Origin of the sequence: Sinorhizobium americanum (assembly GCF_001651855.1) — a bacterium.
Classification (GTDB): domain Bacteria; phylum Pseudomonadota; class Alphaproteobacteria; order Rhizobiales; family Rhizobiaceae; genus Sinorhizobium; species Sinorhizobium americanum.
Genome location: NZ_LNQC01000081.1, coordinates 320,787 through 341,216, shown reverse-complemented (window position 1 = coordinate 341,216; position 20,430 = coordinate 320,787). Strand labels below are relative to the sequence as shown.

Here is a 20,430-nt window from a genome sequence, read left to right as displayed (position 1 = left end):
AAGACAACGACCGACGCCGCGCCTTGCAGGCGCGGAGAGGATGTCCTTTGCTTGACAGACCCAGCCCAAAAAGAGAAGCCCGCCGAAACGGCGGGCTTTGACGTCTGTCGGTTCTTTGAAGCTCTTACCTGCAAGCCGCGCAGAAACGCTGGATGCGGCGGCAGGCTTCCTCGAGCAGTTCCTCGGAGGTCGCATAGGAGATGCGGAAGTTCGGGCCGAGGCCGAAAGCCGAACCATGCACGACCGCGACACCTTCTGCTTCCAGCAGCTCGGAGACGAAGTCTTCGTCGGTTTCGATCACCTTGCCCGACGCCGCGGTCTTGCCGATCAGCCCGGCGCAGGAGGGATAGACGTAGAAGGCGCCTTCTGGCGTCGGGCAGGAAATGCCGTTCGCTTGGTTCAGCATCGAGACGACGAGGTCACGCCGGCCCTGGAAGATTTCCTTGTTGCGCGGGATGAAATCCTGCGAGCCGTTCAGCGCCTCAACGGCTGCCCATTGCGCGATCGAGGTCGCGCCCGAGGTCTGCTGGCCCTGGATCATGTCCATCGCCTTGATGAGCGGCAAGGGGCCGGCAGCATAGCCGATGCGCCAGCCGGTCATCGCATAGGCCTTGGAGACGCCGTTCATCGTCAGCGTCCGGTCGTAGAGGCCGGGCTCGACCTCGACCGGCGTCGCGAACTTGAAGTCGCCATAGGTCAGGTGTTCGTACATGTCATCCGTCAGCACCCAGACATGCGGATGCTTCATCAGGACGTCGGTCAGCGCCTTGAGTTCGTCATGCGAATAGGCGGCGCCCGACGGGTTCGAGGGCGAGTTGAAGACGAACCACTTGGTCTTGGGCGTGATCGCCTTGTCGAGATCCTCAGCCTTGAGCTTGAAGTTGTTTTCCTGGGTCGTCGAGACGAAGACCGGCGTGCCGCCGCACAGCGCCACCATCTCCGGATAGGAGACCCAGTAGGGCGTCGGGATCACGACTTCGTCGCCTGGATTCAGCGTCGCCATGAAGGCGTTGAAAAGAATCTGCTTTCCGCCGGTGCCGACGATCGTCTGCGCGGCGGTGTAGTCCAGATTGTTCTCGCGCTTGAATTTCTTGGCGATCGCCTCACGCAGTTCCGGAATGCCGGAAACCGGCGTGTACTTCGTCTCGCCGCGGGTGATCGCATCGATCGCCGCCTTCTTGATGTTGTCCGGCGTGTCGAAATCCGGCTCCCCTGCTCCGAGGCCGATGACGTCGCGGCCTTTCGCCTTCAATTCGCGGGCTTTCTGCGAAACGGCAATGGTGGCGGAGGGCTTTACACGAGAAAGGGCATCAGCAAGGAAGGCCATGGTGTGAGGTCCTGATCGTTTCGAAACGGGCGTGAGACGCTACGGAACGGAAGACCGGGCTCCATAGCGGTTAGGTCTATGTCGAAAGACGCCCGGTCTTGCAAGCGTTCGGCTGAGAAAAACGGCAGCCAAGGTCCGCAAAATGCGTCACCATGACAAAGTTTCATCAAGGCGATCACGAGACGCAATGAATGGCGGTCCATCCGGAACCTCTGGCGGCCGCAGTGTCGCCGACCCTCCCTGCCCCGGAAAACCGGCCATCGTCGCGCGTTTTCACCCAGCCCACATTTCGCCACAATAACTGTCGCAGAGCGCCGCAATTCCGTCCTTCAAGAGCCGAGATCCGGGCGTCATCTCCATGAGATGCGAACGCATTGGCAGCGCGGGGGTGTGCTATGTTTCTCGATGAAGAAATCGCTTCGACGCGAACCGGACGCAACGAGGCGCGTTGGGGATTTTATCTGGCGCTCGCGGCTCTCGCGGTCTGCATGGTAATGATCTTCGGCCTCGTGGTTGAGACGACGGCCCAGGCGGCCCCGGCCGAGCCGGCACAGCAATCGGCAATGCTCGTCGTCGCCGAACCCGCCCCCGCGGCGGTTCTGGGTGGCGAGCGGCAGATTGCCGTCGGCGCGACGCTGCTTGCCGCCGCGCTCACGGCCGGCACCGCTTTCGTCGTCGGCAACCGGATCGCCGCCGTGAGCAGGGCGAGAAGCAGGCGCCATGGCCGATAGCGAAGACGACCTACCCGAGCAACGTGCCGGCTTCCTTGCCCGGTTGTCGGCTATCGAGACGATCATTGTCGCGATCATCGCCATGATTGCCCTTGCTGGCCTGATGCTGATCGGCAAGGGCTTTTACATGAAGGCGACCGCCGAGCTCCTTGCCGTGGAAAGGCAGGTGGCAAGCCGGTAGTCGGTTGGCAATCGCACGTCCGATAAAGCCGTTTTGATCGGATTTGACTTGAAGCCAAGGCGGCTGGGCACCAGTTTCTCTCCTGACCCCAACGAAGGTCATGCAGAAGCTTGGGAGCGTCGATCACATGTGGCATTGGGCAAGAACCGAACCGGACGAACTCCGCTTGACGCTCCTCCCGACCGCCCTGCCTCTGGCCGCGGCTCTGTTCCTTTCCGCCGTTCTGCCTGCGGCTGCACAAGAGGCCCGGGAATTCCCGACACAGACGGGAACCGTTATTGTCGAAACACTCGCGCAGGGGCTGCAGCATCCATGGGCGGTCGACGTCCTGCCCGAGGGCGCGCTGATCGTCACCGAGCGGCCGGGGCGCCTCCGCATCCTGCGCGACGGCAAGCTCTCGCCCGCGGTCGAAGGCGTTCCGGATGTCGCCGTACATGGCCAGGGTGGCTTGCTCGACGTCGCGCTCGACCCGCAATTTTCCACCAACCGCACCCTTTACCTCACTTTCGCGGCCCGGGGCGACGGCGGTTATGGCACCGCTCTGGTGCGGGCGACGCTCTCCGACGACGAGCGAAGGCTGACGGACGTCAAGGAGATCTTCCGGATGAACCGCTTCACGCGGGCTGGCCAGCATTTCGGCTCGCGCATCGCCATCGACCGCGACGGCAGCCTTTTCTTCGGCATCGGCGACCGGGGCGATGGCGAGCGGGCCCAGAACCAGCGCGACCACGCCGGCGCGATTCTGCACATCAATGCCGATGGCTCCATCCCCTCCTCCAACCCCTATCGCGGCGGCACCGACGGCCTGCCGGAGATCTGGTCGAAGGGCCACCGCAACCCCCAGGGCCTCACCTTCGATACGGCCGACGGGAAGCTCTTGACCGTCGAGCACGGGGCTCGCGGCGGCGATGAAGTGAACAACCCGCAGCCGGGCAAGAACTATGGCTGGCCGGTGATCACCTACGGAAAAGACTATTCCGGCGCGGAAATCGGCGAGGGAACCGCCAAGGAGGGCTTTGAGCAGCCGCTCTATTATTGGGATCCCTCAATCGCCCCCGGCGCGCTGGCGGTCTATCGCGGCAACATGTTTCCGGAATGGAACGGCAATCTGCTGGTCGCGGCGCTGAAATACCAGTTGCTGGCCCGGCTCGAGCGCGACGACACCGGGGCGATCACCTCCGAGGAACGGCTGTTCGACGGTGAGTTCGGTCGCATCCGCGACGTGATCGTCGCACCAGACGGCGCCCTGCTGATGGTGACCGACGAGCAGAATGGCGCGGTCCTCAGGGTCTCGAAGGCGCCCACCCAATAAGGCGCCGCTTCAGAGCGAGGCCCTGATCCTCTTTCGGAACATGAATTTCAGGCCGGACCACACCGCGTCCACGGCACAGACCTTCACGTCGACAAGGCCGAGCGGCAGAAAGATGTCCCGAAGCTCATCCTCCGTAAGCGTCGTCGCAACGCCTGAGGCACGCTTCGGCCAGGATACCCAAAGCATGCCGTCGGGACTCAGCCGGTCGGCCAGGGCGGCAGCCTGTACTTCCAGCCTGGCCCTCTCGGTGGCGAAGCTGTGAATGTAGTCGAACCGGCGCGATGCCGGCCCCTCGATCGAGGTGACGAGATGGGCAAATCCAGGAAAAGCGGCAATCTCCTGCAGATGCTCGGGCAGGTCGAGAAGCAGCGCCGCCTGCCCGTCGCGCAGGCCGAGCTTCTTCTCAAGCGGCGTGCTTGAATAGCCCGCCGTATTCATCTTCGTTCCAATCCGATCAACACCGTTGCTTCGCATCCTCGCCCTGGGCACTCCTGGGCGGCGAGGATGAGGCTTGCCCCATAAAAACGCAACTGATAGAGCCGCAGTGCAATCACGGAGCGAAGCTGCCTTGTATTGCTTGCCGCCCAGTATCTCGCCCCGGGAGCTCTCCGTGACTCGCATCCAGGCCAACCTTTTCCTCTTGCTTTCCGGAGCGATCTGGGGCGCCGGATTCGTCGCCCAGTCGACGGCGATGCAGGCGATCGGCCCGCTCGCTTTCATCGGCTTGCGTCGCGATTGCCACTCTGGTGGCCCTACCGCTGGCACTGATCGAGGCTCGACGTGCCTCGACGCCGCTGCCGCGGGGGGCGATGCGCAATTTCATATTTGTCGGGCTGGCGCTGTTCGGCGGAGCGGTGACGCAACAATACGGGCTGCTCACCACCACCGTTACCAATTCCGGGTTCTTGACCGGCCTTTACGTCGTCTTCGTGCCTGCCCTGACGGTTGTCTTCCTGCGCCGACGGCCGCACTGGATCATCTGGCCGGCGGCGCTAATGGCGAGTTTCCGCATTTTTCTCTTGAGCGGCGGCACCCTGTCGGCACTGAATCGCGGCGATCTGCTGACCATCGTCTGTGCCTTCTTCTGGGCGATTCAAGTTCTGCTGATCGGCGTCTTCGCCGCAGGCAGCGGGCGGCCGATGCTCCTGTCGATGACGCAATTTGCCGTGTGTGCCGTTTCAGGGTTCCTGCTCGCCGCCGCCTTCGAGCCTCTGAGTCTCGATCGCGTCGAGGCCGCCCTGCCGCAGATCCTCTATGCAGGCGTTTTTTCGAGCGGCATCGCCTTCATCTGCCAGGTGGTCGGCCAGCGCTATACGACCGCACCGCAAGCGGCCATCTTGCTGTCCAGCGAGGCACTCTTCGCCGCGCTTTTCGCCGTGCTACTGCTGGACGAGGTCATCACCCCGAGCGGCTATCTCGGCTGCGTCGTCATCTTCGCAGCGATGCTGGTCGTCGAACTCGTGCCGGAGATCACGAAGCGGCGCCGGCAGGTGGCAGAGGCCGCCGCCTAGACCTACAAGATTTAGCTACATTGGGAAGCCAAGCTGGACTTACTATATTACTTATTACTGTACGCAGCCGCTCTACTTTGCGCCAAAATGGATCGGCATGCAGTGGAGCCGAGCATTGGCTAAAGTTCCTTGCATTTTTTCTGCAACATTTTCCATCGACTTGCCCGCCGGCCAACTCTCCTCGAAGGATGAGACTTATCAGAGGGTTGCGACTCGCATCGCGAACTGCTCAACATAGAGGCATGCTTGCCAGCGACACGATATGGCGCAAAAAATCCACTGCCCGGAATCCGCCCATCAAAAAGCTGTGGATTCAACAGCTTGCACCGCCGTCCGAATATTCTCCGCCGCGGGGCGAATTGACCTGTTTTTGAGCAATGAGAAGACTCAATACCTCGCCGGAAAAGTTTTGCTTGCCAATTAAAAATAAACTGATCACTCTTACTGTGTTCGGGCAATTTGCGAACGCGGGAAGATCTTGAAATAAATGCGAGCCGGAGACGCAAGCCACTCCGGGCGGTGAATCTGGGCCTCCCAGGTTCGTCGCGATAACAGGACCCTTTCCTCAATTGTCGAGAACTGCCTGCCCCACGCCCTTCTGGGCAAAACTGTAATGCCACCCTCGACCGGGTGGAGAGAAAAGGACCTGACGCATGGCCGAGACTGGGACTGTAAAATTCTTCAACACCGACAAGGGCTTTGGCTTCATCAAGCCTGAAAACGGTGGCGCGGATATCTTCGTACATATTTCAGCCGTGCAGGCCTCCGGCCTGAACGGACTGAGCGAAAACCAGAAAGTCTCCTTCGATACCGAGCCGGATCGCCGCGGCAAGGGCCCGAAGGCGGTCAACCTGCAGATCGTCGGCTAACGCCGCTCTCTGTCAATAATTGCGTTTGCAGCCCGGCATTTTTGCCGGGTTTTTTCGTTCAGGCTCCGTTCACTTTGGGCTATATAGAGTCTGTTCATCATGAAAGCCGGGCCTTCAGTCCGGCTCCTCCATGCACAGGATTGAAGCCCATGAACATGTTCCTCAAAGCAGCCGTTCTCTCTGTCGCCGCAGCGGCCATGGTTGTCCCGACCTTCGGCACTGCCCAGGCAGGCGATCACGATGATGCGTGGGCGGCAGGCGCAGTCGGCCTCGTCACAGGCACCCTTATTGGTGGCGCGATCGCTTCGCAGCCGCGCTACTATCATGAGCCGACCTATATCGATCCGGAACCCGAATATTACGAGCCGCGCCCGGTCTACCGGGCCCGTCCGGTCTATCGTCAGGTCGTCGTCGACAGCTACGATCTTGAGCCCTGGACCCCGGCCTGGTACCGCTATTGCTCGCAGCGCTACCGCTCCTTCGATCCGGAGAGTGGCACCTTCGTCGGTTACGACGGCCGCAGCCATTTCTGCACTGCCGGCTGATCAGAGCGTCGCCCAATTTTAGACGAAAACCCCGTGCCTCCCGCGAGCCACGGGGTTTTCTATGCCTGCAATCCGATCAGAGCCCGCGCAAATATGGGTTGCTGCGGCGCTCCTCGCCGATCCGGCCGCCCGGACCGTGGCCGCAGATGAAGCCGACATCGTCGCCGAGTGGCAGGATCTTGTCGCGGATGGAATCGAGGAGTTGTTGATGGTCGCCGCCCGGCAGGTCGGTGCGGCCGATCGAGCCGTGGAACAGCACGTCGCCGACATGGGCGAAGTTCTGCGCACGGTTGAAATAGACGACATGGCCGGGCGCGTGGCCGGGGCAGTGCAGCACCTCAAAGACGTGCTCGCCGAAGGAGACCGTGTCCCCCTCTTCCAGCCATTGGTCGGGCAGGACGTTCTGCACCTTCATCGCTAGGCCGAAGCGCTCCGCCTGGCCCTCCAGCCGTTCGAGCAGCGGCCGGTCGTCCTCGTGCGGACCGATGATCTTGAGCCCGAGCGCCTCCTTCAATTCCTTGGCGCCGCCGGCATGGTCGATATGGCCGTGCGTAAGCCAGATCGCCTTCAGCTCGATGCCGTTTTCGCGGATCGTCTGCAGGATGACGTCGACATCGCCGCCGGGATCGACGATGACGCCTTCCTTGGTCTCGCTGTCGAACAGCACCGTGCAGTTCTGCTGAAAATGCGTAACCGGGATGATGCCCGCCTGTAACATGCCGACCATGCCTCGTTCTTCCTTTAGCAAAGGGCGGTGTCGCCGCCACGTCACCTATAGCGGGATATGAGGTCGGGGACAGCGCAAATCAGCGAAGCGCGACAATTTCCGTTCTGTTCGACTCGGTCGGCAATTGCACGGTTGTTAGCAACAGAGCGGATACGGCAAGTTTCGCCGCCACGACAACAAGGACCAGCGGACGCAACCGCTGTGCGGTGAGCTTGGCCTCGTCGATGGTCTCATGCTGCATGGCCCGGACTCCCGGCTGAGAACGCCCTTGGTCAGAAGGCGTGGCTTCGTCCAACTCTTCAGCGGGCGCGGCGATCTCTCAGTCGAGGCGCTCCACCGTCGGCCGAAGCAACGCTCGGCGGCAGCAATATGTTTCATGTTCACATTTCCTGATGTCACGCCGGGAACATCCGAGGCGTACGGGGCGTTTGGCCCGCATCATAGAAGAGGAGCAAGACAATGAAGACCCTCTCCCCCCACCTGTTGAAAGCGGTCGCGGCAGCGGGTTTGATCCTCGCCGCCGGCGTTTCCGTCGCCGCTGCGGCAATGAGCGCGACGGCAGTGACCGATCTCAACGTGCGCGCCGGCCCCGGCCCGCAATATCCGATCGTCGGCCTAGCGGCGCGCGGCAGCACGACCGTGCTCGAGGGCTGCATCGAAGGCAGCCTGTGGTGCCGGGTCAATGTCGGCGGCGTCAGCGGCTGGGCCTATGCCAAATATCTCGCAACCGCCCAGAGCGGCTCGACGGTGGTGGTTTCGGAGCGGCGCGCTGAACTCGGCGTCCCGGTGGTGACCTACGAGGCGACCGGCAGCACGGTGGCCACTCCGGCCGAACCGCTCGAGTTGATCGGGCCGGTCGAAGAGGTCGATGCCATCACCCCGCCTGCTGCGGTAGGCACCTACATCACTTCCAACCCGGTGGACCCGGTCTATCTCGATGGCGAGGTGGTTCTTGGCGCCACACTGCCGAACAGTGTGGCCGTCCGGCCGATCCCGGAGTACAACTACGAATACGTGATGGTAAACGGGCAGCCCGTGCTTGTTGAACCCTCGACACGACGGATCGTCTATATTTATCGGTGACGCCCGATCGCAGTGGCCATTCCGCTTCGCAGCGCGTCCCGAACGCGCTGCGAAGCTTCCGAGGCACTCTCCCTGCCGAGCCCCTTCCAACACTATTCCCAAACAGCACAGTGCGGATCGGTCTATTCTGCGGCCGGCGGTTCGACTCGCCAGTAGAATTGTGTCAACAAAGCTGACATTTCTTTCTATATATGTCGCTACTGGATGTTTCCTTAAATCCCAGCCGAATTAAGGATAGGAGCATGCAGCATCCAAAGTGCCGCAGCAAGCTTTGCGCGTCCCGTAAGACGCGCGGCGCTGAAGGTGCAATCCGCCGGAAAGGAAAGTGACCGCGTGGCCGGCCAACTCAGGGACAACAGCCAGTATATGACAGATGTCACCCGCAAGGAGGAAGACACGATCGATTTCGAGATTATCGAGTTGCTGTTCTTCGCCTATCGCGACTTCACCGGCGATCCGGACGCCATTCTCGAAAAGAGCGGCTTCGGGCGCGCCCACCACCGCGTCGTGCACTTTGTCAATCGAGAGCCGGGCATGACCGTGGCCGATCTTCTCGACACGCTGAAGATCACCAAGCAGAGCCTTGCCCGTGTCCTCAAACAACTGATCGACTCAGGCTATATTCGCCAGGTGACCGGTCCGGAGGACAGGCGCCAACGCATGCTTTATACGACGAAAGAGGGCCAGGCACTGGCGCGCGCACTCGCCGAGCCACAGTCCCGCCGCATAGCGGATGCATTGGCGAAGACGGGTCCCGGCGCACGGGAAATCGTCAAGCGGTTTCTCGTCAACATGAAGAACAGCGCCGCGGACTGAGACCGGGGGCTCCGCCTTGGGATTTTATTAGGATTAGCGGATAAACCCCTGGAATCAGGGAATGGGGCGACCGCTGCGCATCTGCTTCAATGCGCGGTCACTCAAATTTGGGAGGAGGACGCGCCTGTGATCCGGTTCGGTCCGATCGCAGTCGCGCACCGCAAGGAAAAAAAGGCTCTGCCGAGAAAAGGGTTTGCCTAGCATGATTGCCAAAGCGAAAGTGGCCGATGACGCGGCGCACCTTCTGATCGTGGATGACGACCGGCGCATTCGCGACCTGCTGAACCGCTTTCTGGTCGAACAGGGATTTCGCGTGACGACGGCGGCCGATGCCGGCGAAGCGAGGCGAAAGCTCATCGGCCTCGATTTCGATCTCCTGATCGTCGACGTGATGATGCCCGGCGAAAGCGGCATCTCGCTGACCCAGAGCCTGAGACACATCAAGACCGTACCGATCATCATGCTGACGGCACTCGCCGAGGCGAATTCACGGATCGAAGGTCTGGAGGCAGGCGCCGACGACTATCTGCCGAAACCCTTCGAGCCGCGTGAGCTCGTGCTCAGGATCAACAACATATTGCGGCGGAACCAGCCCACCCAGGCGCCGAAGGTCGATCAGGTCATCTTCGGCCCCTATACGTTTTCGGTGGTGCGCAAGGAGCTTCGCCGCGGAGCCGAGCACATCCGGCTGACCGACCGCGAACAGGAGATCATGACCCTGTTTTCGCAACGCGCGGGCGAAACCATTCCACGTCACGAATTGATTGGCGACGATGCCGAGGTCGGCGAGCGGACGATCGACGTGCAGATCAACAGGCTGAGGCGCAAGATCGAGGACGATCCCTCCAATCCCGTCTGGCTGCAGACGGTGCGCGGCATCGGCTATCGTTTGAGTGTGGACTAGTCTAGGCTCAAGACGAGCGGGATTCCGCACCGTTTAACATAGGACCGCTTCGGCAACGACTGAGACGAGATGGTAAGCCTCGACAGCCTCAGGCGCACAAGATCGAACAGCGCCGACAGCGCCTGGAAGCGCTTCATACGTTGGTTGCGTCGCCGCCTGCCGATGGGTCTCTACGCCCGGTCGCTGCTCATCGTCGTCATTCCGATGGTACTGCTGCAGTCGGTCGTTGCCTTCGTCTTCATGGAGCGGCACTGGCAGCTCGTCACCCAGCGGCTCTCGGCTGCGGTCACCAACGACATCGCGGCAATCGTCGATCTGATCACGACCTTCCCCCAGGACGGCGACATAAATCAGATCGTGCGGATCGCCCGTGACGAGCTCGATCTCAATATTGCCGTCGAACCGGGCGGCGAACTACCGCCGCCGCGGCCCAAGCCCTTCTTCGAGATTCTCGACCAGATCCTCAGCGAGGAGATTTCGAACCAGATCCGCCTCCCCTTCTGGATCGACACCGTCGGCAACTCGAAGATCGTCGAGATCCGCATCAAACTCGAAGACGGCCGCATCCTGCGTGTCTATGCGCGGCGCAACCAGGCCTATGCGTCGAACACGCACATCTTTCTCGTCTGGATGGTCGGCGCCTCGCTCGTCCTGCTGGCGATCGCGATCCTGTTCCTGCGTGGGCAAATCCGCCCGATACTGGCGCTCGCCAACGCGGCGGAAAGTTTCGGCAAGGGACAGAAGATCGATGACTTCGCCCCGCGCGGCGCCGAAGAGATCCGCCGCGCCGGCCTGGCCTTTATCCTGATGCGTGAACGCATCGAACGCCAGATCGAACAGCGCACCGCGATGCTGACCGGTGTCAGCCACGATCTGCGCACCATCCTGACGCGCTTCAAGCTGCAACTCGCGCTCTCCGGCGACAATCCGGATCCCAGCCTCAACCAGGACGTCGAGGACATGCAGAACATGCTGGAAGGCTATCTCGCCTTTGCCCGCGGCGAGGCGGAGGAAGACGTCGGTGAGTTGAAGCTCAGCGACCTGATGGCCCGCCTTTCGGCAGAGGCCGAACTCTACGGCAAGACCCTGACCACCTCGATCGAGGGCGAGGACAACATTCGCGTCCGGCCGAACGCCTTCACGCGTCTCGTCGCCAATCTGGCGTCGAATGCCTATCGCTATGCCGACACGGTTCGGATCGACGCCCGCCATACCGTCAAATGGCTGACAATCACCATCGACGATGACGGCCCCGGTATTCCGGAGCCCTCGCGCGAGGATGTCTTCAAGCCGTTCTTCCGTCTGGACGAGGCGCGCAATCTCGACAGTTCCGGCACCGGCCTTGGCCTCGCCATTGCGCGCGACATCGCCCGAAGCCACGGCGGCAACGTCACCCTCGGCGACAGCACGCTCGGAGGGCTGCGCGCCACAGTGCGCGTTCCGGCGTGATCCTTATCGGAGCCGCAATCGCGAATAGGTCGAGGTCAGACAGCGCCGTTGGTTGAAACGGCGACAAGTTTCGTCAAAAACGTCATGCCTCGTCACATCAGCTTTCTGCCGTTCGGAACGGGCTTGTCGGTCGCGGCCAGCACGATCGCACCCTCCTCGTCTGCAAAGCCGAGCGTCAGGACCTCGGAGCGGACCGGTCCGATCTGGCGCGGCGGGAAATTGACCACGCCCAGAACCTGCCGCCCGACGAGATCCTCCGGCTTGTAGTGCACGGTGATCTGCGCAGACGACCTCTTTATGCCGATCTCGGCACCGAAATCGATTCTGAGCTTGTAAGCGGGCTTCCGCGCCTCGGGAAAGACCTCGGCCTCGATGATCGTGCCGACGCGGATATCGACCCGTTCGAAATCGGAAAATTCAATAAGGTCCGACATCACGACCCCTTGGGAAATCCGGCCGGCCGCTTAACCGGCAAGTTCTTCGGCGCGCTGACGCGCTGCCGCGATGGCCTCGTCGAAAAGCGGCTGCATGCCGTCATCCGCCATCAGAACGGCGAGTGCCGCGGCGGTCGTGCCGCCCGGCGACGTGACATTCTGGCGAAGGCGTGCGGCGTCGTCGGGGGACTGATGTAGGAGTTCACCAGCCCCCGCGACGGTTTCCCGAGCGAGCCGCATGGCAAGGTCCGCCTCGAGGCCGAGCTTTCGCCCAGCCTCCGCCATGCACTCGACGAGATAGAAGACATAGGCCGGTCCGCTGCCGGAAACCGCAGTCACTGTATCGATGTCGGCTTCGCTGGCAACCCATTCCACCGGCCCGCTGACCTTCAGGAGATCATGAACGAGCCCGCGTTGCTTTTCGGTCACGCGGGCATTGGCGAAAGCGCCCGTGACGCCGCGACCGATCATCGCCGGCGTGTTCGGCATCGCCCGCACGATCGCCGCTTCGCCGAGATGGCGCTCGATGAAGCCGAGCGTCTTGCCGGCCGCGACAGAGACGATCACCGTATCGGGTCCGACAAGCCCCTTCAGCGGCGAAAGCGCTGCTTCCATGACTTGCGGCTTGACGGCGAGAAAGATCACGCCTGCCGTGACGCCTTCGGGCACCGCGGCCGCATGGGCCGCACCATTGTCGGCGATCAGCTTCTGCATCGCTGGAGACGGCGCGGGATCGATGACGAGGACATCGCCGCCGCCGACGCCGCTCTTGATCCAGCCGCCGAGCATGGCGCCGCCCATATTGCCGGCACCGACCAGGACGATGGGACCGGAAACGGCGATGCTCATCTCATGCCTCCCCAACGGTCGTGAACATGACGGTATCGACGGCGCGCTGCGCGTCCATGCCGGACCAGACGACGAACTGAAACGCCTGAAAATAGGTTTCGCAGGCGTCGAGCGCGCTCGACAAAAGCACTTCCACCTGCCGGTTGGTTGGCTCGGCGCCGCCGGCAAGCAACAGAGATTGCCGGAAGATGATGACCTCTTCTTGGCGCCAGAGATCGAAATGTCCCATCAGGACCTGGCCGTTGATCTGCGAGAGCAGCCGGATCACTTCGTTGACGCGGCTATCCGGAACCTTGATGTCGAAGGCGCAGGCAAGATGCAGCGCCTCGAATTCCTCCATCCAGGAAAAGGAAACGTGATAGTCCGCCCATCGGCCCTCGACGGTCATGGCGATCTCGTCCTCGCCGGACCGTTCGAAGGACCAGTCATTGTTGGCGGCGACGAACTCGATCATATCGACCGGGTTGGACTGGCGCTCGACTTCCAATTCCAAAAGGCTCATGCATCACCCTAAAGGCACAGCGCAAGGCGCGCGCGGTCACGTTCACAAGACGCAACTTTGCAAACCGGACACCGGATACCGACACACTATGATTGCTGGACCTGCGGCTATCCTGGCTTACTTACCCTGCCCGGAGCTTGCGTGCCCGTTTCGAATCATCATTTAAAATCAGTGTATAACGGCAGAGTCACCCTGCCAGCCCCTGAGCCGAAAAATTGCAGGGAGGAGCTCTCGTCGCGTTAGGATTTCGTTTCAGCGGGGATGCTTAAGCGACTCTGCGATAAGGATTTTTTGGCAGTGTCCACAGGTGGAAAACTTTTCAGCTTTTGTTAACCCTGAAGCTGAGGCAGCGACTGCGACGCGAGAGAGCGACTCGGGCTGCGGAAATCGCCGCATTCACGACCCATATGAGCTGCGCCGAAGACGCAGCTCGAGGGCGAGATTCAAGTCATTGTTGGCCGGAAATTACTTGCCGGTCGTGATGTCGTCGACCGATCCTGTCGCGGCAAGGCGCGCTTCGAGCGCTGCGATGCGGGCGAGCAGGGCCTCGTTTTCGTCGCGCGCCCTGGCGGCCATTTCCTTGACGGCCTCGAACTCCTCGCGTTTCACCACATCGAGCGAATTCAGCCAGCCTTCGGCCTGGGCGCGAAAGGCGGTTTCGACCTCCCGCCGCACGCCCTGGGCCGCACCGGCAGCATCCGTCATCAATCTGGCAAGATCATCGAGAATGCGGTTGGCCCCTGTGCTCATCGTATTCGTCTCCATTTCGCTCGCGCCCCGTGGGCGAGCCCTGTCAATTTCAGGTAGGGTCGTGCGCAGGAGGATGCAAGGAAAATCAGAGCCTGCGACGCGAAGAACGGGAGAGCCGCTTGACCCCGCCCGCTTCGATCGCCATGTTCCGCCCAACCGATCGGCCCGGCACGAGAGAACACCTTGGAAACACTGATTACCCGCCTCGCCATTCTCCCCTTTCCCGAAATCGATCCTGTGATCTTCACAATCGGGCCGCTTGCCGTCCACTGGTATGGGCTGGCCTATGTCGCCGGCATCCTGCTCGGCTGGTTCTATGCCCGACGCCTGGTCCAGAACGCCAAGCTTTGGCGCAACGATATCGCCCCGCTCAACCTGGCGCAACTCGATGATTTTCTGCTTTGGGCGGCCGGCGGCATCGTGCTTGGGGGGCGCCTTGGCTACATTCTGTTCTACGATCTCGGCTCAGTGCTGCAGGACCCGATCCGCGCCGTCGAGATCTGGAACGGCGGCATGTCCTTCCATGGCGGCCTTCTGGGCACCACGCTCGCGATCGTCCTGTTTGCCCGCAGAAACGCCATCCCCGTCTGGAGCATGCTCGATGTCGTGGCGGCCGTCGTGCCGATCGGTCTCTTCTTCGGCCGCATCGCCAATTTCATCAACGGCGAACTCTGGGGGCGGCTTTCGTCCGTGCCCTGGGCGGTCGTCTTCCCGACCGGCGGACCGTTTCCGCGCCACCCGAGCCAGCTTTACGAGGCCCTTCTCGAGGGCGTTTTGCTTCTCATTGTGCTTGCCTATCTCGTCTATCGCCGCAAAGCCCTGAAGGCGCCCGGCTTCGTCACGGGCATCTTTGTCTGCGGTTATGCTGCGAGCCGCATTTTTGTCGAATTCTTCCGCGAACCGGACGCGCAGATCGGCTATCTTGCCGGCGGCTGGCTGACCATGGGCATGGTGCTCTCGCTGCCGATGGCTCTCGCCGGGATATGGGCGATGGCGCGGGCGCGCAGGGCGGCAGCCGCAGCCGCATAACTGGACTGGTGCATGACGAATCCTCTCGCCGACAAGATCAAGGCGCTGATCAGGACCAATGGACCGATCAGCGTCACCGACTATTTTTCCCTCTGCCTGGCGGACCCGCAATACGGCTACTACCGCGTTCGCGAGCCGTTCGGACGGGAGGGCGATTTCACGACAGCACCGGAAATCAGCCAACTCTTCGGAGAGATGATCGGCATATTCCTTGTTCACGCCTGGCAGGAGCACGGTTCCCCCAGCGAGCCGATCATCGCCGAGATCGGTCCGGGCCGCGGCACGATGATGGCGGACATGCTGCGCGTCCTCCGTCGCCTGGCCCCGGAGCTTTACCAGGCTGCCGAGGTTCATCTCGTCGAAACCAGCGAAAGGCTGCGCAAGGTGCAGGCCGAAACGCTCGCCGGCCATGAAGGCAAGGTCCATTGGCATTCAAGTTTCGACAGCCTGCCCGCGGGCTTCCTGCTTCTTGCCGCAAACGAGCTTTTCGACGCGATCCCGATTCGTCAGTTCGTCCGAACCGCACAAGGTTTCCGCGAACGCATGGTCGGGCTCGATGCCGACGAGGAGTTGACCTTTGCCGCCGGTGTGGCAGGCATCGATCCGTCCCTGTTGCCGACACCGGCGAAATCGGTCGCCGAGGGAACGATCTTCGAGGCCGCCCCGGCACGCGATGCGGTGATGGCCGCGCTGTGCGAGCGCCTGCGCGCCAATGGCGGCACGGCGATCCTAATTGACTACGGCCATCTCTCGACCGGCTACGGCGACACACTGCAGGCCGTCCGCAACCACCGGTACGATCCTCCGCTCGCCAACCCGGGACGCGCCGATCTCACCAGCCATGTGGATTTCGAGCAGTTGGCGCTGCGCGCCAAAACGGAAAGCCTGCAAGTAAACGGCCTCGCGCATCAGGGTGATTTCCTGGTTGGTCTGGGCCTGCTCGATCGGGCGGCGGCCCTCGGCCGCGACAAGGATCCGGCGACTCAGGAAAGCATCCGCGACGATGTCGAGCGGCTTGCCGGTGCCGGCGCCGGGAAGATGGGTGAACTGTTCAAGGTGCTGGTCGTCAGCAGCCCTGAAGTCGCCCTGGTGCCGTTCCGCAAGAAGGCGCGCTAACAGGCGGGAAACCCCACATTTCCAGCCGGTGCAGGCTCCTCGCTTTCCGGTCGCGAAAGGGAATTGCTAGGAGGGATGAGCACCTGGCCCCGCCGTTCCGAGATTGACAGTCCCGGCCTGCCGGGCCAACATCGCCCGGCAAATCAGCCGCAAATCATCGGGCCGGACGCGCCCTCACCCCAACGCGAAACCACGAAGATTCAAGGGCGAGAACACCGAATGCAGGACGATGCCTCGCTTTCACCCGTGCAAAGTCCGCTCTTCGCCGCCGAGGCGGGGCCGGAGATCGCCCATGGCTATTTCACCCGCAAGGGCGGCGTTTCCGAGGGCATCTATCGCGGCCTCAATGTCGGCCTCGGCTCCCATGACGATCGCGAGCGCGTCGCCGAGAACCGGGCCCGCGTCGCCCGCTGGTTCGATGCCGAGCCGCGGCGTCTTGCAACAGTTCATCAGATTCACTCCCCCGATGCGGTCATCGTCGACAAGAGCTACGACGGCGCGCGTCCGGATGCTGACGCGCTGGTGACGGCGACGCCCGGAATTGTCCTCGGCGTGCTGTCGGCCGATTGCGGCCCGGTGCTCTTCGCCGACCGCCAGGCGCGCGTCATCGGCGCCGCCCATGCCGGTTGGAAGGGCGCGCTCGGCGGCGTTCTCGAAAGCACGATCGATGCAATGGTCTCGCTCGGCGCGCGCCGGGAGCGCATCGTCGCCTGTCTCGGACCGTCGATCAGCCGCCAGCATTACGAGGTCGGCCCGGAATTCGTCGAACGTTTCATGGCGACCGACGACAGCTACGCTCCGTTCTTCAGGCCGTCCGGCCGCAACGGTCATGCGATGTTCGACCTGCCCGGGCTCACGGTCCGCCGGCTGATGGCGGCCGGTGTGACGGCGGAAAACCTCGATATCTGCACCTATGCCGACGAGGATCGCTTCTTCTCCTATCGCCGCACCACGCACCGCCAGGAGCCCGACTACGGGCGGCAGATATCCGCAATTTGCATACGGGAGGCTTGAGATGGCGCTTCACTTCGCCGAAGAGGAATATGCATCGCGCCTGAGACGGCTCACGGCCAAGATGCAGGAAGAGCGGCTCGATGCCGTCCTTCTCTTCGCGCAGGAGAGCATGTACTGGCTCACCGGCTATGACACCTTCGGCTATTGCTTCTTCCAGACGCTCGTCGTCAAGCAGGACGGCTCGATGGTGCTGCTCACCCGGTCGGCCGATCTTCGCCAGGCACGCCACACGTCGAATATCGAGCGCATCGAGATCTGGGTGGATCGCGTCAATGCCGATCCCGCCATGGACCTCAAGAACCTGCTGAGCGAGCTCGATCTGCTCGGCTGCCGCATCGGCGTCGAATACGACACGCATGGCATGACCGGAAAGACGGCGCGCCTCGTCGACAATCAGCTCTCCACATTCGGCGAGTTGATCGACACCTCAATGCTCGTCAGCCGTCTGCGCCTCGTCAAGAGCCCGGCCGAGATCGTTCATGTCGAAAAGGCCGCGAGCCTTGCCGACGACGCACTCGACGCCGCCCTGCCGCTCATCCGCCCGGGCGGCGGCGAGGCCGATATTCTCGCCGCCATGCAGGGCGCCGTCTTTGCCGGCGGCGGCGACTACCCGGCCAACGAATTCATCATCGGCTCGGGCGCCGATGCGCTGCTCTGCCGTTACAAGGCCGGCCGGCGCAGGCTCGATGCCAATGACCAGTTGACCCTCGAATGGGCGGGCGTTAGCGCCCACTACCATGCGGCGATGATGCGCACGATCGTGATCGGTGAACCCACCAACCGCCACCGCGAGCTTTACAGTGCCTGCCGCGAGACGATCCAGGCGATCGAAATGGTGCTGAGGCCCGGCAATACATTCGGCACTGTCTTCGACGTCCATGCGAGGATCATGGACGAGCGCGGCCTCGCCCGCCATCGGCTGAATGCCTGCGGTTATTCGCTCGGCGCCCGCTTCTCTCCCTCCTGGATGGAGCACCAGATGTTCCATGTCGGCAACCCGCAGGAGATCGAGCCGGACATGTCGCTCTTCGTGCACATGATCATCATGGATTCCGACAGCGGCACCGCCATGACGCTCGGCCAGACCTATCTGACGACCGCCGAGAGCCCGAGACCGCTGTCGCGCTACGGGCTGGACTTCATATCTGCGTAAGGAAATCGTCCTATGCTTTCCGGCGAGAAATGAAACGAAGCGCGGCGGTCGGCTTTCCGGCCGCCGGCCGCGCCGAGTTCGAGCCAGACGGTGGGAACGATGCGCAAGCAGATCATGCCTATCGCAAGCCTTGGTCTTGCCGCAGCCATTGCCGGCTGCAACACCACCGATGCCCTGATCCCGCAAGTGGACGTCGGCGGCGGAACCTTCCGCTCACCGCCGGTGACCCAGTCTGATCTCGAAGCCATGTCCACGCAGACCGCCGTCATGCCGGTCGAAAGCGTACCGCCAAGCCGCACCGCCGCCTTCGCAGCGCAGCCAAACATCTCCACCCCGCCGACCCAATACGCGACGAGCCACACCGATTACACGGATCCCGCCGGCACGCTCGAAGCGCAAGCCAGCCGCCTCGCCGAGGGCGCGGCACCGGTGCAGACTATGCAGTCCCCGCCGCCGCAGGCAGAAAATCCGCCCCCGCTGGCTGAAAACCCGCCGGAGCAGGCAAGAAGCATCACGTCGCCGGGGGAAGAAAGCGCAGAGCAGCCGGCGCAGCCTGAAGTCGCGGCCGCAGCGGAGAAGACGCAGCAGGCCGCCGCTTCGCCGGCTGCGGCGGCGACCGGTGCCGGCGGCATCCGCTTCCTGCCGATCATCGGCGCTCCGGTTCAGGCCGTCACGCCCCTCTCGAAGCAGCTCGGCGCCTCGGCCCGGGCGCAGGGGATCACCATCAAGAGCTCCACCGACACGTCGAGCGACCATATCCTCAAGGGCTATTTCTCGGCTCTCAACGACGGCGGCAAGACGACGGTCGTCTATATCTGGGACATTCTCGATGGCGGCGGCAATCGCCTGCACCGCATCCAGGGACAGGACACGGTGGAAAGCAGCGCTGCCGAACCCTGGAGCGCCATTCCGCCGGAAACAATGCAGGCGATCGCCGAAAAGACGATCGACGCCTATCTCGAATGGCGTCAGTCCCAGCGCGGCTGACGCAAAGATTTTAGGATAATAGGCGCTGCGGCGCAGCAATCCCCTTGCATTCACCTTCAAGGAGGCTAAAAAGCGGCCGATCAGCTCTGACAGCGGCCATCGCAGCGATTGCCCGCGATCGGAATGGCTCAGGGATTTTGCGCGGACAACCCTGCCCGGACTGGACCGGACGGTGGCCGCGCCAGCTCAAGGCGGACCGTCTATGAAGGTTTTCGCAGGCAATTCGAACCGGCTGCTGGCCGAAGCGATCTGCAACTATCTTAACCTGCCGCTCGGCAGAGCTACCGTGCGGCGCTTCGCCGACCAGGAAATCTTCGTCGAAATTGGCGAGAACGTGCGTGGCGAGGATGTGTTCATCGTCCAGTCGACCTCCTTTCCCACCAACGATCATCTGATGGAACTGCTCATCATGATCGATGCGGTTCGCCGCTCCTCCGCCCGCCGCATCACCGCCGTGCTTCCCTATTTCGGCTATGCCCGCCAGGACCGCAAACCCGGACCGCGCACCCCGATCTCCGCCAAGCTGGTCGCCAATCTGATTACCGAAGCCGGCGCCGACCGCGTCCTGACACTCGATCTCCATGCCGGCCAGATCCAGGGCTTCTTCGACATCCCGACCGATAACCTTTATGCGGTGCCGATCCTGGCGCGCGATGTCAAGGAACACTATGATCTCAAGAACGTCATGGTCGTTTCGCCGGACGTCGGCGGCGTCGTGCGCGCCCGAGCGCTCGCCAAGCGGCTCGACTGTCTGCTGGCGATCGTCGACAAGCGTCGCGATCGCCCCGGTGAATCGGAAGTCATGAACGTCATCGGTGACGTTCACGGCAAGGACTGCATCCTGATCGACGATATCGTCGATTCCGGCGGCACGCTCTGCAACGCCGCCGAGGCGCTGCTCAAGAACGGCGCCACCAGCGTCACCGCCTATATCACCCACGGCGTGCTCTCCGGCGGCGCGGTCGCCCGCGTCACCTCCTCGATGCTGAAGGAACTGGTGATCACCGATTCCATCCAGCCGACGACGGCGGTACAATCGGCTCACAATATCCGCGTGATTTCGACGGCCGGCCTGATCGGGGAAGCCATCAGCCGCACCAGCCAGGAAGAATCGGTTTCGAGCCTGTTCGACTGAGAGCGG

The 20,430-nt window shown here is 62.5% G+C and carries 23 protein-coding genes and 1 pseudogene; 16 read left to right on the top strand and 8 right to left on the bottom strand.

Features of this window, described 5'->3' with window-relative positions:
- Positions 1 to 124: 124 nt before the first annotated feature.
- Positions 125 to 1,327, bottom strand: coding sequence for a pyridoxal phosphate-dependent aminotransferase (locus ATC00_RS30095; RefSeq protein ID WP_064255426.1), 1,203 nt, complete (start codon positions 1,325 to 1,327; stop codon positions 125 to 127).
- Positions 1,328 to 1,722: 395 nt separating this feature from the next.
- On the opposite strand from ATC00_RS30095, the gene ATC00_RS30090 reads away from it, so the two are divergent.
- The 3 genes from ATC00_RS30090 (at position 1,723) to ATC00_RS30080 (ending at position 3,551) form a co-directional block, all read left to right on the top strand.
- Positions 1,723 to 2,058: a hypothetical protein gene (locus tag ATC00_RS30090; RefSeq protein ID WP_064255425.1), complete on the top strand. Its 336-nt coding sequence runs from the start codon at positions 1,723 to 1,725 to the stop codon at positions 2,056 to 2,058.
- A complete protein-coding gene (locus tag ATC00_RS30085) occupies positions 2,048 to 2,239 on the top strand; it encodes a hypothetical protein (protein WP_037387332.1) in 192 nt (63 codons plus the stop codon). The genes ATC00_RS30090 and ATC00_RS30085 overlap by 11 nt, the downstream gene beginning before the upstream one ends.
- Positions 2,240 to 2,366: 127 nt before the next feature.
- The gene (locus ATC00_RS30080; RefSeq protein ID WP_037387903.1) at positions 2,367 to 3,551 is read left to right on the top strand and encodes a PQQ-dependent sugar dehydrogenase; all 1,185 of its coding nucleotides are present in this window, start codon (positions 2,367 to 2,369) and stop codon (positions 3,549 to 3,551) included.
- 9 nt (positions 3,552 to 3,560) lie between these two features.
- On the opposite strand, the gene ATC00_RS30075 is transcribed toward ATC00_RS30080, so the two are convergent.
- On the bottom strand, positions 3,561 to 3,989 hold the full coding sequence (locus ATC00_RS30075; RefSeq protein ID WP_161951951.1) for a hypothetical protein: 429 nt from the start codon (positions 3,987 to 3,989) through the stop codon (positions 3,561 to 3,563).
- A gap of 172 nt (positions 3,990 to 4,161) precedes the next feature.
- Between ATC00_RS30075 and ATC00_RS30070 the strand changes: the two are divergent.
- From ATC00_RS30070 to ATC00_RS30060, 3 genes and pseudogenes are all read left to right on the top strand, one after another.
- Positions 4,162 to 5,062: pseudogene (locus ATC00_RS30070) on the top strand (DMT family transporter).
- Between the two features lie 653 nt (positions 5,063 to 5,715).
- Positions 5,716 to 5,931, top strand: coding sequence for a cold-shock protein (locus ATC00_RS30065; RefSeq protein WP_012708798.1), 216 nt, complete (start codon positions 5,716 to 5,718; stop codon positions 5,929 to 5,931).
- Positions 5,932 to 6,080: 149 nt separating this feature from the next.
- Positions 6,081 to 6,476: a BA14K family protein gene (locus tag ATC00_RS30060; RefSeq protein WP_037387341.1), complete on the top strand. Its 396-nt coding sequence runs from the start codon at positions 6,081 to 6,083 to the stop codon at positions 6,474 to 6,476.
- 76 nt (positions 6,477 to 6,552) lie between these two features.
- Here ATC00_RS30060 and ATC00_RS30055 read toward each other — a convergent pair whose 3' ends face one another.
- Both ATC00_RS30055 and ATC00_RS33120 read right to left on the bottom strand, forming a co-directional pair.
- Positions 6,553 to 7,194 (bottom strand): MBL fold metallo-hydrolase, encoded by a 642-nt coding sequence (locus ATC00_RS30055; RefSeq protein ID WP_037387906.1) that lies wholly within the window; start codon positions 7,192 to 7,194, stop codon positions 6,553 to 6,555.
- Positions 7,195 to 7,282: 88 nt separating this feature from the next.
- Complete coding sequence (locus ATC00_RS33120) at positions 7,283 to 7,444, bottom strand: hypothetical protein (RefSeq protein WP_162843179.1); 162 nt, start codon at positions 7,442 to 7,444, stop codon at positions 7,283 to 7,285.
- 218 nt (positions 7,445 to 7,662) lie between these two features.
- Here ATC00_RS33120 and ATC00_RS30050 point away from each other — a divergent pair, with 218 nt between their 5' ends.
- The 4 genes from ATC00_RS30050 to ATC00_RS30035 all read left to right on the top strand — a co-directional run bounded on the left by ATC00_RS30050 (position 7,663) and on the right by ATC00_RS30035 (position 11,455).
- Positions 7,663 to 8,286, top strand: a complete 624-nt coding sequence (locus tag ATC00_RS30050) for a DUF1236 domain-containing protein (RefSeq protein WP_037387342.1) — start codon at positions 7,663 to 7,665, stop codon at positions 8,284 to 8,286.
- A gap of 333 nt (positions 8,287 to 8,619) precedes the next feature.
- The gene (locus ATC00_RS30045) at positions 8,620 to 9,102 is read left to right on the top strand and encodes a MarR family winged helix-turn-helix transcriptional regulator (protein WP_037387343.1); all 483 of its coding nucleotides are present in this window, start codon (positions 8,620 to 8,622) and stop codon (positions 9,100 to 9,102) included.
- A gap of 202 nt (positions 9,103 to 9,304) precedes the next feature.
- Positions 9,305 to 10,006, top strand: coding sequence for a response regulator (locus ATC00_RS30040; protein WP_037387345.1), 702 nt, complete (start codon positions 9,305 to 9,307; stop codon positions 10,004 to 10,006).
- 69 nt (positions 10,007 to 10,075) lie between these two features.
- Positions 10,076 to 11,455 (top strand): ATP-binding protein, encoded by a 1,380-nt coding sequence (locus ATC00_RS30035; RefSeq protein WP_037387347.1) that lies wholly within the window; start codon positions 10,076 to 10,078, stop codon positions 11,453 to 11,455.
- 92 nt (positions 11,456 to 11,547) lie between these two features.
- Here ATC00_RS30035 and ATC00_RS30030 read toward each other — a convergent pair whose 3' ends face one another.
- From ATC00_RS30030 to ATC00_RS30015, 4 genes are all read right to left on the bottom strand, one after another.
- The gene (locus ATC00_RS30030) at positions 11,548 to 11,889 is read right to left on the bottom strand and encodes a tRNA-binding protein (RefSeq protein WP_037387349.1); all 342 of its coding nucleotides are present in this window, start codon (positions 11,887 to 11,889) and stop codon (positions 11,548 to 11,550) included.
- A gap of 30 nt (positions 11,890 to 11,919) precedes the next feature.
- Positions 11,920 to 12,738: a pyrroline-5-carboxylate reductase gene (gene proC / locus ATC00_RS30025; protein ID WP_037387351.1), complete on the bottom strand. Its 819-nt coding sequence runs from the start codon at positions 12,736 to 12,738 to the stop codon at positions 11,920 to 11,922.
- A gap of 1 nt (position 12,739) precedes the next feature.
- Positions 12,740 to 13,240 carry a type III secretion system chaperone family protein gene (locus tag ATC00_RS30020; protein ID WP_037387353.1) on the bottom strand — a complete coding sequence of 167 codons (501 nt, stop codon included), beginning with the start codon at positions 13,238 to 13,240 and terminating at the stop codon, positions 12,740 to 12,742.
- A 465-nt stretch (positions 13,241 to 13,705) separates the two neighbouring features.
- Entirely contained in the window at positions 13,706 to 13,990 is a 285-nt protein-coding gene (locus ATC00_RS30015; protein ID WP_037387908.1) for an accessory factor UbiK family protein, read from the bottom strand.
- A gap of 183 nt (positions 13,991 to 14,173) precedes the next feature.
- Between ATC00_RS30015 and lgt the strand changes: the two genes are divergently transcribed.
- The 6 genes from lgt to ATC00_RS29985 all read left to right on the top strand — a co-directional run bounded on the left by lgt (position 14,174) and on the right by ATC00_RS29985 (position 20,424).
- Entirely contained in the window at positions 14,174 to 15,019 is an 846-nt protein-coding gene (lgt, locus tag ATC00_RS30010) for a prolipoprotein diacylglyceryl transferase (protein WP_037387355.1), read from the top strand.
- 12 nt (positions 15,020 to 15,031) lie between these two features.
- Positions 15,032 to 16,135 carry a class I SAM-dependent methyltransferase gene (locus ATC00_RS30005; RefSeq protein WP_064255423.1) on the top strand — a complete coding sequence of 368 codons (1,104 nt, stop codon included), beginning with the start codon at positions 15,032 to 15,034 and terminating at the stop codon, positions 16,133 to 16,135.
- A gap of 219 nt (positions 16,136 to 16,354) precedes the next feature.
- Positions 16,355 to 17,149 (top strand): peptidoglycan editing factor PgeF, encoded by a 795-nt coding sequence (gene pgeF, locus ATC00_RS30000; RefSeq protein ID WP_064255422.1) that lies wholly within the window; start codon positions 16,355 to 16,357, stop codon positions 17,147 to 17,149.
- A 1-nt stretch (position 17,150) separates the two neighbouring features.
- Complete coding sequence (locus ATC00_RS29995) at positions 17,151 to 18,302, top strand: M24 family metallopeptidase (RefSeq protein WP_037387362.1); 1,152 nt, start codon at positions 17,151 to 17,153, stop codon at positions 18,300 to 18,302.
- 99 nt (positions 18,303 to 18,401) lie between these two features.
- The gene (locus ATC00_RS29990; RefSeq protein ID WP_064255421.1) at positions 18,402 to 19,289 is read left to right on the top strand and encodes a hypothetical protein; all 888 of its coding nucleotides are present in this window, start codon (positions 18,402 to 18,404) and stop codon (positions 19,287 to 19,289) included.
- Positions 19,290 to 19,491: 202 nt separating this feature from the next.
- The gene (locus ATC00_RS29985; RefSeq protein WP_037387366.1) at positions 19,492 to 20,424 is read left to right on the top strand and encodes a ribose-phosphate pyrophosphokinase; all 933 of its coding nucleotides are present in this window, start codon (positions 19,492 to 19,494) and stop codon (positions 20,422 to 20,424) included.
- Positions 20,425 to 20,430: the final 6 nt, after the last annotated feature.

Bases quoted from the DNA above. Each gene is read 5' to 3' on its own strand.
- ATC00_RS30095 (WP_064255426.1), bottom strand. From the start codon at position 1,327: ATGGCCTTCCTTGCTGATGCCCTTTCTCGTGTAAAGCCCTCCGCCACC.
- ATC00_RS30090 (WP_064255425.1), top strand. From the start codon at position 1,723: ATGTTTCTCGATGAAGAAATCGCTTCGACGCGAACCGGACGCAACGAG.
- ATC00_RS30085 (WP_037387332.1), top strand. From the start codon at position 2,048: ATGGCCGATAGCGAAGACGACCTACCCGAGCAACGTGCCGGCTTCCTT.
- ATC00_RS30080 (WP_037387903.1), top strand. From the start codon at position 2,367: ATGTGGCATTGGGCAAGAACCGAACCGGACGAACTCCGCTTGACGCTC.
- ATC00_RS30075 (WP_161951951.1), bottom strand. From the start codon at position 3,989: ATGAATACGGCGGGCTATTCAAGCACGCCGCTTGAGAAGAAGCTCGGC.
- ATC00_RS30065 (WP_012708798.1), top strand. From the start codon at position 5,716: ATGGCCGAGACTGGGACTGTAAAATTCTTCAACACCGACAAGGGCTTT.
- ATC00_RS30060 (WP_037387341.1), top strand. From the start codon at position 6,081: ATGAACATGTTCCTCAAAGCAGCCGTTCTCTCTGTCGCCGCAGCGGCC.
- ATC00_RS30055 (WP_037387906.1), bottom strand. From the start codon at position 7,194: ATGTTACAGGCGGGCATCATCCCGGTTACGCATTTTCAGCAGAACTGC.
- ATC00_RS33120 (WP_162843179.1), bottom strand. From the start codon at position 7,444: ATGCAGCATGAGACCATCGACGAGGCCAAGCTCACCGCACAGCGGTTG.
- ATC00_RS30050 (WP_037387342.1), top strand. From the start codon at position 7,663: ATGAAGACCCTCTCCCCCCACCTGTTGAAAGCGGTCGCGGCAGCGGGT.
- ATC00_RS30040 (WP_037387345.1), top strand. From the start codon at position 9,305: ATGATTGCCAAAGCGAAAGTGGCCGATGACGCGGCGCACCTTCTGATC.
- ATC00_RS30035 (WP_037387347.1), top strand. From the start codon at position 10,076: ATGGTAAGCCTCGACAGCCTCAGGCGCACAAGATCGAACAGCGCCGAC.
- ATC00_RS30030 (WP_037387349.1), bottom strand. From the start codon at position 11,889: ATGTCGGACCTTATTGAATTTTCCGATTTCGAACGGGTCGATATCCGC.
- proC (WP_037387351.1), bottom strand. From the start codon at position 12,738: ATGAGCATCGCCGTTTCCGGTCCCATCGTCCTGGTCGGTGCCGGCAAT.
- ATC00_RS30020 (WP_037387353.1), bottom strand. From the start codon at position 13,240: ATGAGCCTTTTGGAATTGGAAGTCGAGCGCCAGTCCAACCCGGTCGAT.
- ATC00_RS30015 (WP_037387908.1), bottom strand. From the start codon at position 13,990: ATGAGCACAGGGGCCAACCGCATTCTCGATGATCTTGCCAGATTGATG.
- ATC00_RS30005 (WP_064255423.1), top strand. From the start codon at position 15,032: ATGACGAATCCTCTCGCCGACAAGATCAAGGCGCTGATCAGGACCAAT.
- pgeF (WP_064255422.1), top strand. From the start codon at position 16,355: ATGCAGGACGATGCCTCGCTTTCACCCGTGCAAAGTCCGCTCTTCGCC.
- ATC00_RS29995 (WP_037387362.1), top strand. From the start codon at position 17,151: ATGGCGCTTCACTTCGCCGAAGAGGAATATGCATCGCGCCTGAGACGG.
- ATC00_RS29990 (WP_064255421.1), top strand. From the start codon at position 18,402: ATGCGCAAGCAGATCATGCCTATCGCAAGCCTTGGTCTTGCCGCAGCC.
- ATC00_RS29985 (WP_037387366.1), top strand. From the start codon at position 19,492: ATGAAGGTTTTCGCAGGCAATTCGAACCGGCTGCTGGCCGAAGCGATC.